The sequence below is a fragment of the Parafrigoribacterium soli genome (genome assembly GCF_040227235.1).
Lineage (GTDB): Bacteria > Actinomycetota > Actinomycetes > Actinomycetales > Microbacteriaceae > Parafrigoribacterium_A > Parafrigoribacterium_A soli.
The window spans coordinates 277,701-293,834 of sequence record NZ_JBELNZ010000004.1 but is presented as its reverse complement, the minus strand read 5'-3'; the positions used below and the strand labels follow the sequence as shown (position 1 = coordinate 293,834).

Here is a 16,134-nt window from a genome sequence, read left to right as displayed (position 1 = left end):
GCGCCATGGTCAGTCGCGTGCCGTGGCCCGCGCTCGGGCCCATGGCGCGGCGTACGGCGCGCGGCAGCGACCACGGTTCGGGCTCCATCCTCGCCGTCGCCATCGTGGCCGCCATGCTCGCGCTCCTCGTCATGTCCGTACCTCTATATGTGGTGCTGTCGGCGAAGCAGCGCGCGGCGTCGGCGGCAGATGCGGCAGCGCTGGCCGCATCGAGCGTCGCCCTCGGAATCGTGCCGGGCGCTCCGTGTGCGGCAGCGGCATCCGTCTCGGCGGCCAACGGCGCGATGCTGCAGCGCTGCGCGCCCGACGGCGCCATCGTGACCGTGCGGGTGAGCGTGTTCGCTCTCGGCTTCGAGGTGCCGGCGACGGCGACCGCAGGGCCCCGCGACGCCGCGTGACACGGGTTAAAGGGGAGCACGGCACCGTTCCGGCGTCGAGCGCCGGGGGTCCGCCGCGATACACAATTAGGGGTGCATGCCGATTCTGTGTGTATGGTGTGCCTGTCGGTGCATCATCCCGACACACCCGGTAGCGCGGGACGGGTGGGCGGCGAACATACGCTGAACAAAGTTTTGCTATGCCATGAATCATCATCACGAAAGACACGAGGAGTCAGGTGCCAGGCACGAAGAAGCTGGTCATAGTCGAGTCGCCGGCCAAGGCGAAGACGATAGCCCAGTACCTGGGGGACGGCTACGAGGTGCTCGCCTCCGTCGGCCACATTCGTGACCTGATCGAACCCAAGAACCTCCCGCCGGAGCTCAAGAAGGGCTCTCTCGGCAAATTCTCGGTCGACGTCGAGAACGGCTTCGAGCCCTACTACGTCGTCTCCGACCAGAAGAAGAAGACCGTCGCCGAGCTGAAGCGAGCGCTCAAGGGCGCCGACGAGCTCTACCTCGCAACTGATGAGGACCGCGAGGGCGAGGCCATCGCGTGGCACCTGCTGCAGGAGCTGAAGCCGAAGGTTCCCGTGAAGCGCATGGTGTTCCACGAGATCACCAAGGAGGCGATCCAGCGGGCGCAGGAGTCGCCGCGCGACCTCGACACGGCGCTCGTTGACGCGCAGGAGACCCGTCGCATCCTCGACCGCCTCTACGGCTACGAGATCTCACCCGTGCTCTGGCGCAAGGTCGGACCTGGCCTCTCGGCCGGGCGAGTGCAGTCCGCGGCGACGCGCCTCGTCGTCGACCGCGAGCGCGAGCGACTGGCATTCACCGCCGCCAGCTACTGGGACCTGTCTGCGCTGCTGGCGGCATCCGACTCGGCGAAGTTCGACGCTCGGCTCGCCCGCGTCGACGGCGTGCGGGTTGCGACCGGTCGCGACTTTGATGACCACGGCAAGCTCAAGCCAGCAGCATCGGGCAAGCCGGATGCGATTGCTCTCGACGAGCAGGCGGCCAACGCCCTCAGCGAGGGACTGCGCGACCCTGCCGTATCGATCACCGTCAGTTCGGTGGAATCGAAGCCCTACACGCGTCGCCCGGCGGCGCCGTTCAGCACCTCCACGCTGCAGCAGGAGGCGGCGCGCAAGCTGCGCTTCTCCGCTCGCCAGACGATGAGCGTCGCGCAGGGGCTGTACGAAAACGGCTACATCACTTACATGCGTACCGACTCGCTCAACCTCTCGAAGCAGGCGATCACCGCCGCTCGGTCGCAGGCGAGTTCCCTCTACGGCGCCGAGACCGTGCCCGAGAAGCCTCGCACCTACGCCAGCAAGAGCAAGAACGCGCAGGAGGCGCACGAGGCAATCCGGCCCGCGGGAGACACCTTCCGCACGCCGTCGCAGCTCGAGGGTGTGCTGCGCGGCAACGACTGGAAGCTCTACGACCTGATCTGGAAGCGCACCATCGCCTCGCAGATGGCGGATGCGAAGGGCTCCACGGCATCCGTCACCATCGCCGCCGGCCCGCTCGCTGACGGGCGGAAGGTCGAACTCGCCGCCAGCGGAACGGTCATCACGTTCCGCGGCTTCCTGCAGGCCTACGAGGAGGGGCAGGACGAAGAGCGCAACGAGAGCGCCGAGCCCACCGAGGCGAAGCTGCCGCCGCTGACCGAGGGCCAGACGCTCACGGTTGCGGAAATCGACGCCAAGGGCCACGAGACCAGCGCCCCGCCGCGCTACACCGAGGCGAGCCTGGTGAAGAAGCTCGAGGAACTCGGCATCGGCCGGCCCTCGACCTACGCGGCGATCATCTCCACCATCGTCGACCGCGGCTACGTCACGCCGCGCGGCCAGGCGCTCGTGCCGAACTGGATCGCCTTCTCCGTCGTGCGACTGCTCGAGGAGTACTTCGGCGACCTCGTGGAATACGACTTCACCGCCGAGATGGAGAACGACCTCGACCGCATCGCCGGGGGAGACGCCAACCGGGTCGAGTGGCTCAAGGGCTTCTACTTCGGTTACGAGGGTCACCGCGGCCTGCGCACCGTCATCGACAACCTCGGCGAGATCGACGCGCGAGAGATCAACTCGATCAAGCTGAGCGACGAGATCACACTGCGCATCGGCAAGTACGGCCCCTACCTCGAGGTCGTGGATCCCGCGGCGCCCGTCGTCGAGGGCGCTACCCCGCGCCGCGTGAACATCCCGCAGGACCTCGCACCCGACGAGCTGACCGCCGAGCGGGCGCAGCAGCTCGTCGACGCTCCCGTGGTCGTCGATCGGGTGATCGGCGTCAACCCCGAAAACGGCAAGAACGTCGTCGCGAAAGACGGCCGCTTCGGGCCCTACGTCACCGAAGTCGACCCCGAGCCGGAGGCGTCGGCCGAGGAACCTGTTGCCGTCGACACCGCAACCGGCGAGGTGACGGATGCGCCGGCGGCGAACAAGAAGCCCGCCAAGAAAGCGGCCGCACCCAAGCAGCGCACGGCATCCATCTTCAAGTCCATGGACCTCGCCACTGTCGACATCGACACGGCACTGCGGCTGCTCAACCTGCCGCGCGTGGTCGGCCAGGACCCGGAGTCGGGCGAAGAGATCACCTCGCAGAACGGCAAGTACGGGCCGTACCTCAAGAAGGGAACGGACACCCGCTCGCTCACCGAGGAAGACCAGATCTTCGAGATCGATCTCGCCGGTGCGCTCGAGCTGTTCTCGCAGCCGAAGTACGGCGCTCGCCGCGCCTCGAGCGCTCTCAAGGAGTTCGAGGCCGACCCCGAGAGCGGCAAGCCGATTCGCATCAAGGACGGCCGCTTCGGCGCCTACGTGACGGATGGCGTGACCAACGCGACGATTCCGCGCGGCGAGACGGTGGAGGAGATCGACTTCGATCGTGCCGTGCAGCTGCTCGCAGACAAGCGCGCGAAGGGACCGGCGAAGCCGAAGGCCAAGGCCGCTCCCAAGAAGAAGCCTGCCGCTAAGAAGCCAGCCGCTAAGAAGACGGCAACGAAGAAGCCGGCAGCCAAGAAGGCCGCGCCCAAGAAGCCCGCGGCCTAGAACGCATGAGCGGCGCAGCGCATCCGGGCCTGTTCATCACCCTCGAGGGCGGCGACGGTTCGGGCAAGTCCACCCAGGCCGGGCTGCTCGAGGCGTGGCTGACGGATGTCGGACACACCGTGGTGCGCACGCGCGAGCCGGGCGGCACCGACCTCGGCAACGAGCTGCGCGAGATCGTGCTGCACCGGCGCGGAGACATCGCCCCGCGAGCGGAGGCGCTGCTCTACGCCGCGGACCGCGCACATCACATCGCGACCAAGGTACGACCGGCGCTGGAACGCGGCGAGGTCGTCATCCAGGATCGGTATCTCGACTCCTCCGTGGCCTACCAGGGGGCGGGCCGCGTGCTCGACGGCACGGAGGTGCGCGACCTGTCGCTGTGGGCGGTCGAGGGTCTGCTGCCGGATGTGACGATCCTGCTCGATCTCGACGAGGAGGTCGGGCGCGCCAGACTCGATCAGGCGCGCACCAGGTACGACCGGCTCGAGGCCGAAAAGCGCGACTTCCACGCGCGGGTGCGTGCCAGCTACCTCAAGCTCGCGGCCGCGGAACCGCAGCGCTTCCTCGTGCTCGCCGCCACGGACTCCGTCGAGTCGATCGCCGCCGCCATCCGTGCCCGGGTGGAACCCCTCCTCGCCCGCTGACGCGCGCGCGGCCCACGGTCAGTCGCGACCTTTATGCTTGCCCATGTGACCGTGTGGGATGAATTGACCGGCCAGGCCGACGCCATCGCGGTGTTCAAGGCCGCCGCAGCCGACTCGTCCCTCGGCGACGCCGCGATCAGCGAGTCGGCCATGACCCACTCCTGGCTCATCACGGGGCCACCCGGCTCCGGCCGCTCGAATCTGGCCTACGCCTTCGCGACCGCGCTGCTCAGCCCCGCCGGGCCGGAGGGTGACGAGGCGACCGCGCGTCAGGTGGCCGCCCGCACACATCCGGATCTCGCCGTGCTTAGCACCGAAGGCGTGATCATCAAGATGGATGACGTGCGCAAGATCGTCTCGAGCTCACAGTTCTCCCCGTCGCTGGGCCGCTATCGCGTCATGGTCATCGAAGACGCCGACCGCATGCAGGAGCGCGCGTCCAACGTGCTGCTCAAGGCACTCGAGGAGCCGCCGCCGCGCACCGTGTGGATCCTCTGCGCACCGAGCGAGGCCGACCTCATCCCCACGATCCGCTCGCGCGTGCGCACGGTGCGGCTGCGGGTTCCCGCCGTCGAGGAGGTGGCCGAACTCATCTCCCGCCGCGACGGGGTAGACCTGCCGACGGCGATCCGCGCCGCGCGCGAGGCCCAGAGCCACATCGGAATGGCGCACCGCTTGGCCACCAATGCCGAGGCGCGCGATCGACGCCAGAAGACGCTCGAGACGGCCCTCGACATCCGCTCGGTCTCTGACGCCGTGATCGCCGCCGCGACCCTGCTCGAACTCGCCGGCGCCGACGCCAAGGCGATCACCGAGGAGCGCGACGCTGAGGAGCGCGAGGCCACCCTCCGCTCGCTCGGCATCGCGCCAGGCGGCACGATTCCGCCCGCGCTGCGCAGCCAACTCAAGTCGCTCGAGGAAGACCAGAAGCGCCGGGCAACCAGGAGCCTGCGCGACGGCATCGACCGCATCCTCGTCGACCTGCTCTCGCTGTATCGGGATGTGCTGCTGCTGCAGTTGGGGTCGCCGCTCGAACCGATCAACCTCAGCATCCACTCGCGGCTGCTCGCCGCAGCGGACGCAACCGTGCCCGCGGCCACGCTGGCCACGATGGATGCGATTGCCACGGCTCGCCGCCGCATCGACGGCAACGTCGCGCCCGCGCTCGCTCTCGAGGCCATGCTCATCTCGGTCGTGAACGCGGGCACGGCGAAGGCCCGTCGCGACGCAGCACCGAACGGAACCAGATGAAGTCGCGCCTGAGAGTGGTGCTCGTCGCCGCGGCGCTCGCCGTCGTGCTTCCGCTCACCGGCTGCGTCACGGCCTTCCTGCCGAAGCAGGCGCCGGCGACGTCAAGTCCGGTCAAGGAGAAGGTCGCGGCCGAGCTCACGCCCTTCTACAGCCAGGTACTCAAGTGGTCGAGTTGCGAGAAGGGCGCGTTTCAGTGCACCCAGGCCACGGCCCCGCTCGACTGGAAGCACCCCGCCGACGGCTCGATCAAGCTCGCGCTGATCCGCCACGTGGCATCGGGTGACCGCCTCGGCTCGCTGCTCGTGAACCCCGGCGGCCCCGGCGCATCCGGGTACTCGTTCATTGCCGACAGCCTCGACTACGCCGTCGACGCGAAGCTCAAGTCGCAGTACGACGTGGTCGGCTTCGATCCGCGCGGCGTCAACAGGTCGTCCGCCGTCAAGTGCTACCCGAACCCGAGCGACATGGATGCCTTTCTCTACGACATCACGCCAGGCAAGATCGGTTCGGATGCGTGGCTCGCCGCCCAGAACGCGGCCTCGAAGAAGTTCGGCGAGGCCTGCCTCGAGCACACCGGCAAGCTCCTGGGCTTCGTTGACACCGTGAGTGCGGCACGCGACCTGGACCTGCTGCGCGCCATCCTCGGCGACAAGAAACTCAACTACCTCGGGTACTCGTACGGCACGCTGCTCGGCTCCACCTACGCGGAGCTGTACCCGAAAAAGACCGGCCGACTCGTCTTCGACGGTGTCGTCGACCCGGCAACGACCGACTTCGACGTCACCTCTGTGCAGGCCCAGGGTTTCGAGAACGCACTGCGGGCGTACATCGCTGACTGCCTCACCGGCAAGGATTGCCCATTCTCCGGCAGCGGCACCAAGGCCGTGAACAGCGCCATGGGCGAGGTGCGCGCGCTGCTCGACAGTCTGAATGCCAGCCCACTGCGGGCCAAGGACGGCCGACAGCTCGGTAGCTCCACCATGTTCAACGCGATCATCCTGCCGCTCTATAGCCGCAGCAACTGGAGCGCGCTCACAGAGCTGTTCACCGATGTGATGAACGGCGAGGCCGACTTCGCGTTCCAGCTCGCTGACAGTTACAACGATCGCAAGCCGAACGGCAGCTACGCCGACAACCAGACCGAGGCGTTCATCGCCATCAACTGCCTGGACTACAAGACGGATGGCAGCCAGGCCACCCTGCGCAGCCAGGCGCAGCAGCTGGCCAAGCTCGCTCCCGTGTTCGGCCCGCAGATGGCGTACGGCGACACCTGCAGCCAGTGGCCGATCCCGTCCACGCGCGAGCGCGGCCCGATTGCCGCCAAGGACTCGGCACCGATCCTCGTCGTCGGCACCACCAACGACCCTGCGACGCCGTACCAGTGGGCGGTCAACGTGTCGAAGGAGCTCGCCAACGCGCAGCTCGTCACGTACGAGGGCGAGGGCCACACCGCGTACAACAAGTCGAACGCCTGCGTGAACAACACGGTCGACGACTTCCTCCTGCACGGCAAGGTGCCCACATCCGACCCGCACTGCTGATTGCGGCGTCGGGGCCGGTCTGGCGTCAGTGGGCCGCCATCATCTTCTGAATGGCCTGGCGGCTCACTCCGAGTTCACGCGCAATATCGGCCTGCGAGAAGCCTTGCGCGAGGAGTTCGTCAATCATGGCACGCCGCTGGACCGAGAGTTCTCGGGCGAGCCGGGCGTGCTCGATGGCCTTGCTGCGGATGTCGATGAGTCGGTCGAAGGTTTGGCGTTGCGACGGGGTGATCTCATTCATGCGTACAGTGTGTCAACCCTGGGTTGTCAGTGTCAACCCGTGGTTGTCAAGTCACCATCGGGTGCGTCGCGCGTGAGCGTCCCGACCGGCATGGGGCGGCCGGCCGATCGGTGACGGTATACCCGCCGTCATCGGCTAAGCTTTCTTGCTGTGCGCTCGGCAACGGGCACACGCCGCCTTAGCTCAGTCGGTAGAGCATCTCACTCGTAATGAGAAGGTCGTCAGTTCGATTCTGACAGGCGGCTCCCCAACGCTGGTTCTGGCTGCCGGCCCGCGCCGCGCCGCCTAGGCGCGCAGCCCCGCGAGCAGCAGCCGCACCATCCGCTCCGCACGTCCCGAGTCCTCGGATGCGCCGGGTCCGGCGCCGTGGCAGAGATTCGCGACGGCGCCGAGGAACTCCGCGGCGTCGACCCGCTCGACGATGTCGCCAGACGCTCGTGCCGCGCCGAGAAGTCGATCGAGCGTGGGCGCGAGACGCGTGGAGAAGTACTCGGCGAGTGGCTCGTAAGCGGAGTCCCCGGAGTGCAGCGCGGCCGCGAGGCCGCGCTTGGCGGCGACGAACTGGGTGTAGCGCATGATCCACCGGTCGAGCGCCTCGCCGGGCGGATACTCGGCTTCGAGTGGGGGAGCGGCATCGACGCAGGCGTCCATCTCGCGCCGGAACACGGCCGAGATGAGGTCTGAACGCAGCGGAAAGTGTCGGTACAGCGTGCCTACGCCGACCCCCGCTCGCTCCGCAATCGCGCGCACGGGCGCATCCACTCCCGACTCGGCGAACGTCGCCTTCGCGGCCTCGATCAGCGCGTCGACGTTCTGGCGCGCGTCGGCGCGAAGGCGGCGCGGTGCGGCATCCGTCGTGTTCTCGGTGCTCGTGGACATGCGCTGAAAGATCTCCTGTTGTATCCGGAACAGTGTTCCGTATAGAGTGGCGATAAGCGAAACAATGTTCCGCTTATCACAAGAGTACACGGAGCGACGTTCCGGTTCTACCCATCGTAGGTCCCGAGCTGTCCGATTCCACTACAAACGCGAGGAGCACACCATGCAGTACCGCACACTGGGCCGCACCGGAATGAAGGTGACCCCGTTCGCACTCGGCGCGATGATGCTGGGAGCCATGGGCAATCCGGAGCGGAGTGATGGCATCGCGATCATCCACCGCGCGCTCGATGCCGGCATCAACTTCATCGACACGGCGGACCGCTACGGCGACTCGGAGGAGGTCGTCGGCGAGGCGATCAAGGGTCGTCGCGACGAGGTCGTGCTCGCCACCAAGTTCTGGGGCCCGGTCGACGACGACGTGAACCACCGCGGCGCCTCTCGTCGCTGGATCATGCAGGCGGTCGAGCGCTCGCTCCGCAATCTGCAGACCGACCACATCGACCTGTACCAGCTGCACCGACCCGACCCGGAGACTGACATCGACGAGACGCTGTCCGCGCTCACCGATCTTGTGCGCCAGGGCAAGGTGCGCGCGATCGGAACCTCCTCCATGCGCGGTTCCGAGATCGTCGAAGCCCAGTGGATGTCGGAACGACGCGGCTTCGAAAGGTTCCGCACCGAGCAGCCGAACTATTCAATCCTCGACCGCGAGATTGAGCGGGAGATCCTCCCCGTGGCACAGCGCTACGGCATGGGCACTCTGGTCTACAGCCCGCTCGCCGGAGGCACCCTCACGGGCAGGTATCGTGCGGCCGGCGAGAACGACAATTTCCGCTCCACCAGAACCGGCATGAGCCACTTCCGCGATGAGCGCCGCCTCGCCGCGGTGGAGCAACTCATTGCGCTGTCGGATGAGGTCGGCGTGAAACTGACCCACCTCGCGATGGCCTTCGTGATTGCGCACCCAGGCGTGACCTCCGCCATCGCTGGGCCACGGACGATGGAGCAGCTCGAAGATACGCTCGCGGGAGTCGACGTCTCCCTCTCGGACGAGGTGCTCGACCGGATCGACGCGCTCGTGCCACCCGGGGAGAGTATCGGCGCCATGGACATGGTCTATCGCGGGCCGGAGGTCGCCGAGCCCACCATGCGACGTCGACCGGCGGCGCAGCGTTCCGCCTCGTGAGCCCTCGCGGTCGGTTGGCATGCCGGGATCGGTCTGGTTCCCTTCCAGATCCGGTCCGGGCGGCCCGCTGGCCCTCAGAATGGGGGTTCTACCCCGTAGAAGATGTGCATCTCTCGGACTACCATTAAATTCGGCCATACGACCCGAACCGTGGGCCTCTCATCCCTAACCCGAGGGGAACAACATCATGCTTTCGCATGCCCGAATCGGAACTGACCTGTTCACTGTGTCAGATCTTGAAGAGTCGGTCCGAACATTCGGAGAGCGCTACCTGAACCGCTTGTTCACCCCGATCGAGCTCCGGCAGAGCAACCTCAATCCGCAGCGGCTCGCCGCGCGTTTTGCGGGTAAGGAGGCGGTTGCAAAAGTCTTGCGACTGCCGTCGTCGGCCGCTCTGCCCTACCGCGATATCGAGATCGCTATCGCTCCGACTGGGGCGCCCCTGGTCAGGGTCCATGGCCTCGCCCGAGAGGCAGCGGCGCGTCAGGGTATCGGGAAGATTTCCATCTCGCTCAGTCATGACGCCGATCGCGTGATGGCCACCGCACTCACACTGGTCACCCGAAAGGACCGCAGAACTATGAAGAACACGATTCGCGAGGCGATCGGTGCATACGGCCACCTGATCACCCCCATCAGCGACCTCGGCGACACCGATGACCTCTATGCCGCGGGACTGACGTCGCACGCCACCGTCAATGTCATGCTCGCGATTGAGGACGAACTGGGGGTCGAATTCTCGGACGACCTACTCAGTCGGGACACCTTTAGCTCGGTGGTCTCCATCGAGGCCGCCGTTCGCAGCCTTGTCGACGCAGGGTCGGCGAACAACGGTGAGTGAGGCGGTGACAGACGCTCCCAGCGGCAGCGGTTCGCTCAACGAGCGCGCTGACCGCGTCGCGCGGATCGCGGGCGAGCATGCCGACGACGTGGATGCGAAGGCGCGCTTTCCCCATGAGGCACTCGCCGCATTGCGCGAGACCGGTCTTCTCGCAGCCGCGGTGCCAGAGGCGCTCGGTGGCGAGGGTGTCTCCGTCGCCGAATTGGGCGGCGTGGCGAGCATCCTTGCCGAGGCGTGTTCTTCCAGCGCGATGATTTTCGTGATGCACCAGATCCAGGTTCAGTGCCTGATCCGACACGGTGGCGATTCCCACACGGTGCGCGGGATTCTGGAGCAGCTCGTCACGGACGGCACGCTCTTTGCCTCCGCGACGACCGAGATCAACATCGGTGGCGACACACGCACGAGCGGCTGCGCCGTCGAGTTTGATCAGGACGGTCGGGTCATGCTGTCGAAGACGGCGCCTGTCATCTCCTATGGGGCCCACGCCGACTTTGTGCTTGCGACCGCTCGCCGCGCAGCCGATGCCGCACCGTCTGACCAGGTTCTGGTGATCTGCCCGGCCCCCGACACCACCGTGAAGCAGATCAGCCAGTGGGACACCCTCGGCTTCAGAGGGACGTGTTCGCCCGGCTTTGACCTCCGGGCCTCGGTGACCACGGATCACATTCTCCCCGTCGACTACGCCACCATCTCGGCGCAGACGATGCTGCCGGTTTCGCACTCCCTCTGGGCTGCCGTCTGGCTCGGTATCGCTCACGCTGCTGCCCGTCGCGCGACGGTCGCCACGCAGCGCGCCGCGCGCAAGACCATCGGCACGCTCCCCCCTGCCGCAACACGACTCGCGGAACTGCTGGGCGCCGTATCTGCGTTCGACTCGGTTGTGGCCGACGCCCTCCGCACCTTCGAGGACCGCAAGGATGACCCGCGTGCGCTGAGCTCCATTCCGTCTGCGATCGCCTTCAACTCGCTCAAAATCACTGCCTCGGAGTCCGTCATCGACATCGTCTCGAAGGCAATGCTCGTCGAGGGCATCGCCGGTTATCGTCAGGATTCCGACGTCAGTCTCGGCCGGCTGCTCCGCGACGCCTACGGCACGGCGGTGATGGTTAACAACGACCGCATTCTGGCGAACAACGCGCAGTTGTCGCTGTCGCAACGAAAGTAAGGGCCCTCATGACCGATGCTCACACCATCCCCGCGGAGGCGGGCGACGCTGCCGATGCCGGCGGCGCACTCGAGATCGCTCGCAGGGAGTTCCGTGCCGAGATCCTGGCGTCTGGCATGCTCGTCGACGCGGGCCTACCCGGCCTCTATGGCCGCTCGGGTCTCTTCGAGGACCTGGTCGACGCGGTCGCCGCGCATGTGGTGAGTCTCTATTCCGACCAGAACGCCAGCCGATTGCGCTTTGCCCCGGTCATCGCGCGGCCCGAGTACGAGCGAACGGATTACATCGTGTCGTTCCCGCACCTCAGCGGAACGATCAACGGGTTCTTCGGTTCAGACGCAGAGCACAAGGGCCTCGTTGCCGCTCGTGCGGAGGGGAAGACCTGGGACTCCTGGCTCAGCCCGGCTGAGACCGCCCTGGTGCCGGCCGTCTGCCACCCGCTCTATGAGCGGCTCCGCGGCACGGTGCCGGCGGCCGGTAGCGTCTTCGACCTTCTGGGCTTCTGCTTCAGGCACGAACCCTCTCACGACCCGATGCGCCTGCAGGTGTTCCGCCAGCAGGAGTTCGTCTTCGTCGGAGAGGAGGCGGCGGCAAAGGCGTTCCGCGACGAGATGTGCCAGCGCCAGCTCGAAGGACTTCGCGCGCTCGGGCTCGATGCCGAGTTGGTCCCTGCGAACGACCCCTTTTTTGGGCGAACCGGCCGCTTCCTTGCCCGCAACCAGCTTGCCGATGAGGCGAAGCTCGAAGTCGTGGTGAAGATCTACGGTGATTTGGACGAGGGCACGGCGGTTGCCTCGGGCAACCAGCACGGTGACCACTTCGGAGCCGCCTTCAGCATCCAGACGTCCGACGGGTCCGTCGCACACAGCTCCTGCCTGGGATGGGGACTCGAACGCATAGTGCTTGCCTTGCTGCGCACTCACGGTACCGACCTGGCGACGTGGCCCGACGCGGTCAGATCCGAACTCAGACTCGACCCGCGTAGTAAATAGTGTCTGTGCCGACTTCAGCCGCCCAGTCGACGCCGTCCGTCTCGGTGACGACTGTTGACACCTGGCTCGACGACGGCGCGATCCTCGCAACGCTGCACCTTCCGCACGACGCGGCGTCGGTCGGCGTTGTCGTCTGCCCGCCCATCGGTTACGACTACACGGTCGCCTATCGGACACTTCGCTACCTCGCCGACCGAATCGCGGAATCGGGGATTCCGGTCATCCGTTTCGATTACCCGGGCTTCGGTGACTCGACCGCACCGCTCTCGATGGATGCGTTCGGGCAGGGAGCGGAGCTGGCGGCGGGCGCACTGCGCAGCAGCGGCTGCGATTCCATCGTCTATCTCGGGCTCGGTAGCGGCGCTCTGGTGGCATCTCTCGCGGCAGCGGGAGACCCTGCCCCGGCCGGACTCGTGCTCTGGGATCCCGTTTCATCCGGTCGACAGTGGATGCGGCGGCAGCGCTCCATCTACTCTCTCGCGCTCGGCTCCCTGGCCGAGGAGGCCCCGGACGGTGTGGTCGAGATCGCCGGCGCCGAGATGCCGCAATGGTTCGCGGAGGGTATCGAGGCGCTCAGCTACGACGCGGGCGTCGCCTCGCGGGTGCCCACCCTCGTTGCCGTGCGCGCAGGGAAGGGCGGCGTTGTCCCCCCGTCGCTGCGGCCGGTTCAGGAACGCTGCGATGTGCTGGAGGTGACCGAACACGAGGAGAGCCTCGACGTGTCGAGTGTGGATTCCTGGATTCCTGCGGCAAGCGTGAACGTGGTTACCGGATGGCTCAACTCGCGATTCGCCACGGACCGCAGGCCACTTCCGGTTCCGCTGCCGGTTCCTGTAGACCTCGTGTACTTCAGCTACGAAGGGTCTGCCGTCGAGGAGCGCCTTCGCCGAATCGGCCCGAATGATCTCTTCGGGATCGAGACCCGGCCCGCAGGCGGTGCCGACGACCTCCCCGTGGTGATCCTGCACAACGGTTCGGCCGAGCATCGCACGGGTGCCACGCGGCATCAGGTGGATCTGGCGCGGCGGCTGGCGGTCCTCGGCTTTCGCGCCCTGCGCGTCGACAGGCGGGGGACCGGCGAGACCGGTGAGGTGCACAGCGAAGAGCCGAAGATGCTTTTTGCCAAGGAGTGGCTCGAGGATGGTGCGGACATCATCGCCGATCTGGCGATGCCGCGAGAAAAGATCGGCGTCGCCGGAATGTGTGTCGGGTCGTGGGTGGGACTCGCTGCGGCATCGGATCGCGTAGCGTTCGTTGCCGCCTCCTCGGTCAGCGACTATCGCGTTCGCCCATTGCCACCCACCTCGAAGGCTGCCCCCGTGGCCCCCACTAAATGGCACGCTCTCAGGGAGCGGGCGATTGCGGTCGCCAAGCGCAGGGCACCGTATCGGATCATGCTCGCCCTTGCCACGCGCGGGCTAGTGCAGTTCGTTGAGCCCAGCCTTCGTGGCGCACTCGCTGCGGGCACCGACGTGACGATATTGCTGAGTCCCCGGGACACCGACATCTTTAAAGCGCATCGCGGTGAGACGGCGGCTCGACGCCTCAATCGGACGCTCGGGCGCCTGACCGTGATCGAACATCCGACGGGTGATCATGCCCTGTTCAGCCCGGGAATTCGCGCTCGCGCGATCGAGGAGGCCCTCGCAATGTCGGCGCGATTCTTCAACTCCGCCTCATAGTTCGGACCGCACCGGTGCCATGGCGCGACTACGGTCTTTCGGGGTACAAAACTCGAGGAATGCCAAGGTTGAGGGTGATTCTCGTGAGCGAAACACCCCCAAAACGAGGGAGGTAGTGGCCCACAGGCGCCGCATCAGCTTGCGCCGTCGGTATCGCCCGCATACTGTTACTGACAGTAATGGCCACAGGGCGCGTGATTATCGGGGTACACGTCTGAGGCTTGGGGGTTCGGGGGAACTGTAATGAAGCGCTTCGCATTACTGACGACGATTGTCACAGCGGTGCTGACTCTGGTGCTTCCATTCGTCGGCGGCAGCGGGCCCGCTCTGGGGAACACGGTGGCCGCATACGCGGGCGACGCGACCCTTCCCGCGTTCGCCTCTCCCGCATCCGCGGAGTCCGCGATGGCATCCATCGCCTCGTACACGAACGGCGCGCCGGCGTCGATCGCTCAGAACGATGCCGCGATCAGGGCCGCGGCTTCGGCACCGGTTGTCACAACTGTTGACACTGAACACCTGGCACAGAAGCCGGTGCCGAAGCCCGTCATCGTCGTACCGCCCGCTCCGAACGGCAAGAGCGGCGGCGGTACGGCTGCCCAGCGTCGCGCTGCCTACGCGGCATCCGGTGGCGGATGCCCCGCCAACGTCGGCGGCGCCGTGAACGGCAACGCGGACCTCGCGAGCTTTGCCGCTGCCTACAACGCCATCCGGGTCGCCAACTGCCTGCAGCCGGTGCCGATGAGCCATTTCCGCTATGACACCTGCATGCAGACGCGACTGCAGTGGATGGCGAACGACCCGAGCGCGGACCCGGGCAACACGTGGGGCCACGCGGGTGTGCACAGCATCAACCCCGACCCGAGCACCGGCCTCTACTACTCGGATACGACTCCGAGCGTGGGCTGTGATGGCAACCTGGCCGGCGGCTCGGGCAACACGGGTGCCACCGTTGCCCAGAAGTGGTGGGATTCGCTGGCTCACCGCGCTTCGCTCTATCGTCCGACCTTCACGGGGACCACGGCAAACGTCTGCATCGCCTTCGCGATGACCCACGGTGGCAACGGCGATTCGGCCGGTTTCACCAGGGCCGCGGCTCGCTGGATCGGCTGCTAGCACGGATTCGGATCGCAGGCGTCGCCTGTTAGATTCGCACTGAGGATCGTCGCGCTCGCGGCCGTCCGCAGTGCGGGCGAGGGTCGTCCCGCGGCAGGGAGACGCATCGTGGCAGAGAAGATTCGCTGGGGAATCCTGGGCACCGGCTGGATCGCGCACCAGCAGACGACCGACCTGCTCGGCAACGGGTTCGTCGTGGTCGCGGTGGGCTCGAGAACGCAGGCGTCTGCGGATGCCTTCGCCGCTGAGTTCGGTATCCCCACCGCACACCCGAGCTATGAAGCTCTGGTGGCCGATCCCAACGTCGACGCGATCTACGTCTCCACACCGCATCCGATGCACGCGGCGAACGCCAGGCTCGCGCTGGACGCAGGCAAGCACGTGCTCGTCGAGAAGCCGTTCACGATGACGGCGGCAGACGCCAAGGCGCTCGTGGACCTCGCCGCGGAGAAGCACCTCGTGGTGCTCGAGGCAATGTGGACGAGGTTCCTGCCGCACATGCTGCGCATCCGCGAGATCATCGCCGCGGGCACCATCGGCGAAGTTCGCACCCTCATCGCGGATCACGATCAGAACCTGCCCACCGATCCGGCCCACCGCATCAACGCGCCAGAACTCGGCGGAGGTGCGCTGCTCGACCTCGGCATCTATCCGGTCTCGTTCGCCCACGACGTGTTCGGCGTTCCCGCGAGCATCCTGGCCCACGCCTCGAGAACCGCGACCGGCGTGGACAGGCAGACCGCGATCATCCTCGGCTATGCGGATGGACAACAGGCCGTGCTGCACACCGCGCTCGACACCCTGGGCCCCAACCGCGCCGCGATCATCGGGACGAAGGGCCGCATCGAGATCGAGTCCGTCTGGTACACGCCGACGCCCTTCACGGTCTACGACGCCAGCGGCGCGGCGATCGAGCGATTCGACCAGCCCGTGCAGAATCGCGGGATGCAGTATCAGGCTTGGGAGCTTGAGCGCCTCGTGAACGAGCGCCTGCTCGAGGGGGAGATGCTCCCGGCGATCGAGAGCGTGCGGATCATGGAGACCCTCGACGAGGTGCGCAGGCAGATCGAGCTCGTCTATCCGGGCGAGTAGCGCCCGCAAGCAGGGGTCGGTGCGACTGCTCAGGCCCGCTCGGCTCGCTGCTGCGCCCGGTA

Annotated in this window: 14 protein-coding genes and 1 tRNA gene; 13 read left to right on the top strand and 2 right to left on the bottom strand. The window is 66.8% G+C overall.

Going from position 1 to position 16,134, the window contains the following annotated elements:
• Window positions 1-5 precede the first annotated feature (5 nt).
• The 5 genes from ABUA37_RS12690 to ABUA37_RS12670 all read left to right on the top strand — a co-directional run bounded on the left by ABUA37_RS12690 (window position 6) and on the right by ABUA37_RS12670 (window position 6,872).
• The gene (locus ABUA37_RS12690) at window positions 6-398 is read left to right on the top strand and encodes an Rv3654c family TadE-like protein (RefSeq protein WP_349899573.1); all 393 of its coding nucleotides are present in this window, start codon (window positions 6-8) and stop codon (window positions 396-398) included.
• Between the two features lie 218 nt (window positions 399-616).
• Window positions 617-3,436: a type I DNA topoisomerase gene (gene topA / locus ABUA37_RS12685; protein ID WP_349899572.1), complete on the top strand. Its 2,820-nt coding sequence runs from the start codon at window positions 617-619 to the stop codon at window positions 3,434-3,436.
• Window positions 3,437-3,441: 5 nt separating this feature from the next.
• Window positions 3,442-4,080, top strand: coding sequence for a dTMP kinase (gene tmk / locus ABUA37_RS12680; protein WP_349899571.1), 639 nt, complete (start codon window positions 3,442-3,444; stop codon window positions 4,078-4,080).
• A 45-nt stretch (window positions 4,081-4,125) separates the two neighbouring features.
• Window positions 4,126-5,331 carry a DNA polymerase III subunit delta' gene (locus ABUA37_RS12675; RefSeq protein WP_349899570.1) on the top strand — a complete coding sequence of 402 codons (1,206 nt, stop codon included), beginning with the start codon at window positions 4,126-4,128 and terminating at the stop codon, window positions 5,329-5,331.
• Entirely contained in the window at window positions 5,328-6,872 is a 1,545-nt protein-coding gene (locus tag ABUA37_RS12670; RefSeq protein WP_349899569.1) for an alpha/beta hydrolase, read from the top strand. The genes ABUA37_RS12675 and ABUA37_RS12670 overlap by 4 nt, the downstream gene beginning before the upstream one ends.
• A gap of 25 nt (window positions 6,873-6,897) precedes the next feature.
• On the opposite strand, the gene ABUA37_RS12665 is transcribed toward ABUA37_RS12670, so the two are convergent.
• Window positions 6,898-7,113, bottom strand: a complete 216-nt coding sequence (locus tag ABUA37_RS12665) for a helix-turn-helix domain-containing protein (RefSeq protein WP_349899568.1) — start codon at window positions 7,111-7,113, stop codon at window positions 6,898-6,900.
• 172 nt (window positions 7,114-7,285) lie between these two features.
• Here ABUA37_RS12665 and ABUA37_RS12660 point away from each other — a divergent pair.
• A tRNA-Thr gene (locus tag ABUA37_RS12660) sits at window positions 7,286-7,358 on the top strand.
• A 40-nt stretch (window positions 7,359-7,398) separates the two neighbouring features.
• Here the strand turns inward: ABUA37_RS12660 and ABUA37_RS12655 are convergent.
• The gene (locus ABUA37_RS12655) at window positions 7,399-7,992 is read right to left on the bottom strand and encodes a TetR/AcrR family transcriptional regulator (protein ID WP_349899567.1); all 594 of its coding nucleotides are present in this window, start codon (window positions 7,990-7,992) and stop codon (window positions 7,399-7,401) included.
• Between the two features lie 163 nt (window positions 7,993-8,155).
• On the opposite strand from ABUA37_RS12655, the gene ABUA37_RS12650 reads away from it, so the two are divergent.
• From ABUA37_RS12650 to ABUA37_RS12620, 7 genes are all read left to right on the top strand, one after another.
• Window positions 8,156-9,181: an aldo/keto reductase gene (locus tag ABUA37_RS12650; protein WP_349899566.1), complete on the top strand. Its 1,026-nt coding sequence runs from the start codon at window positions 8,156-8,158 to the stop codon at window positions 9,179-9,181.
• Between the two features lie 187 nt (window positions 9,182-9,368).
• Window positions 9,369-10,022, top strand: a complete 654-nt coding sequence (locus ABUA37_RS12645) for an acyl carrier protein (RefSeq protein WP_349899565.1) — start codon at window positions 9,369-9,371, stop codon at window positions 10,020-10,022.
• Between the two features lie 4 nt (window positions 10,023-10,026).
• A complete protein-coding gene (locus ABUA37_RS12640; protein ID WP_349899564.1) occupies window positions 10,027-11,190 on the top strand; it encodes an acyl-CoA dehydrogenase family protein in 1,164 nt (387 codons plus the stop codon).
• An 8-nt stretch (window positions 11,191-11,198) separates the two neighbouring features.
• Entirely contained in the window at window positions 11,199-12,182 is a 984-nt protein-coding gene (locus ABUA37_RS12635; protein WP_349899563.1) for an amino acid--[acyl-carrier-protein] ligase, read from the top strand.
• 5 nt (window positions 12,183-12,187) lie between these two features.
• Window positions 12,188-13,864, top strand: coding sequence for a hypothetical protein (locus tag ABUA37_RS12630; RefSeq protein WP_349899562.1), 1,677 nt, complete (start codon window positions 12,188-12,190; stop codon window positions 13,862-13,864).
• 243 nt (window positions 13,865-14,107) lie between these two features.
• Entirely contained in the window at window positions 14,108-14,980 is an 873-nt protein-coding gene (locus ABUA37_RS12625; RefSeq protein ID WP_349899561.1) for a hypothetical protein, read from the top strand.
• A 108-nt stretch (window positions 14,981-15,088) separates the two neighbouring features.
• The gene (locus ABUA37_RS12620) at window positions 15,089-16,072 is read left to right on the top strand and encodes a Gfo/Idh/MocA family protein (protein ID WP_349899560.1); all 984 of its coding nucleotides are present in this window, start codon (window positions 15,089-15,091) and stop codon (window positions 16,070-16,072) included.
• The last annotated feature ends 62 nt before the right edge of the window (window positions 16,073-16,134 follow it).

Coding starts and splice junctions, on each gene's coding strand:
- ABUA37_RS12635 (WP_349899563.1), top strand. CDS start 11,199: ATGACCGATGCTCACACCATCCCCGCGGAGGCGGGCGACGCTGCCGAT.
- ABUA37_RS12645 (WP_349899565.1), top strand. CDS start 9,369: ATGCTTTCGCATGCCCGAATCGGAACTGACCTGTTCACTGTGTCAGAT.
- ABUA37_RS12650 (WP_349899566.1), top strand. CDS start 8,156: ATGCAGTACCGCACACTGGGCCGCACCGGAATGAAGGTGACCCCGTTC.
- ABUA37_RS12690 (WP_349899573.1), top strand. CDS start 6: ATGGTCAGTCGCGTGCCGTGGCCCGCGCTCGGGCCCATGGCGCGGCGT.
- ABUA37_RS12625 (WP_349899561.1), top strand. CDS start 14,108: ATGAAGCGCTTCGCATTACTGACGACGATTGTCACAGCGGTGCTGACT.
- tmk (WP_349899571.1), top strand. CDS start 3,442: ATGAGCGGCGCAGCGCATCCGGGCCTGTTCATCACCCTCGAGGGCGGC.
- ABUA37_RS12655 (WP_349899567.1), bottom strand. CDS start 7,992: ATGTCCACGAGCACCGAGAACACGACGGATGCCGCACCGCGCCGCCTT.
- ABUA37_RS12665 (WP_349899568.1), bottom strand. CDS start 7,113: ATGAATGAGATCACCCCGTCGCAACGCCAAACCTTCGACCGACTCATC.
- ABUA37_RS12670 (WP_349899569.1), top strand. CDS start 5,328: ATGAAGTCGCGCCTGAGAGTGGTGCTCGTCGCCGCGGCGCTCGCCGTC.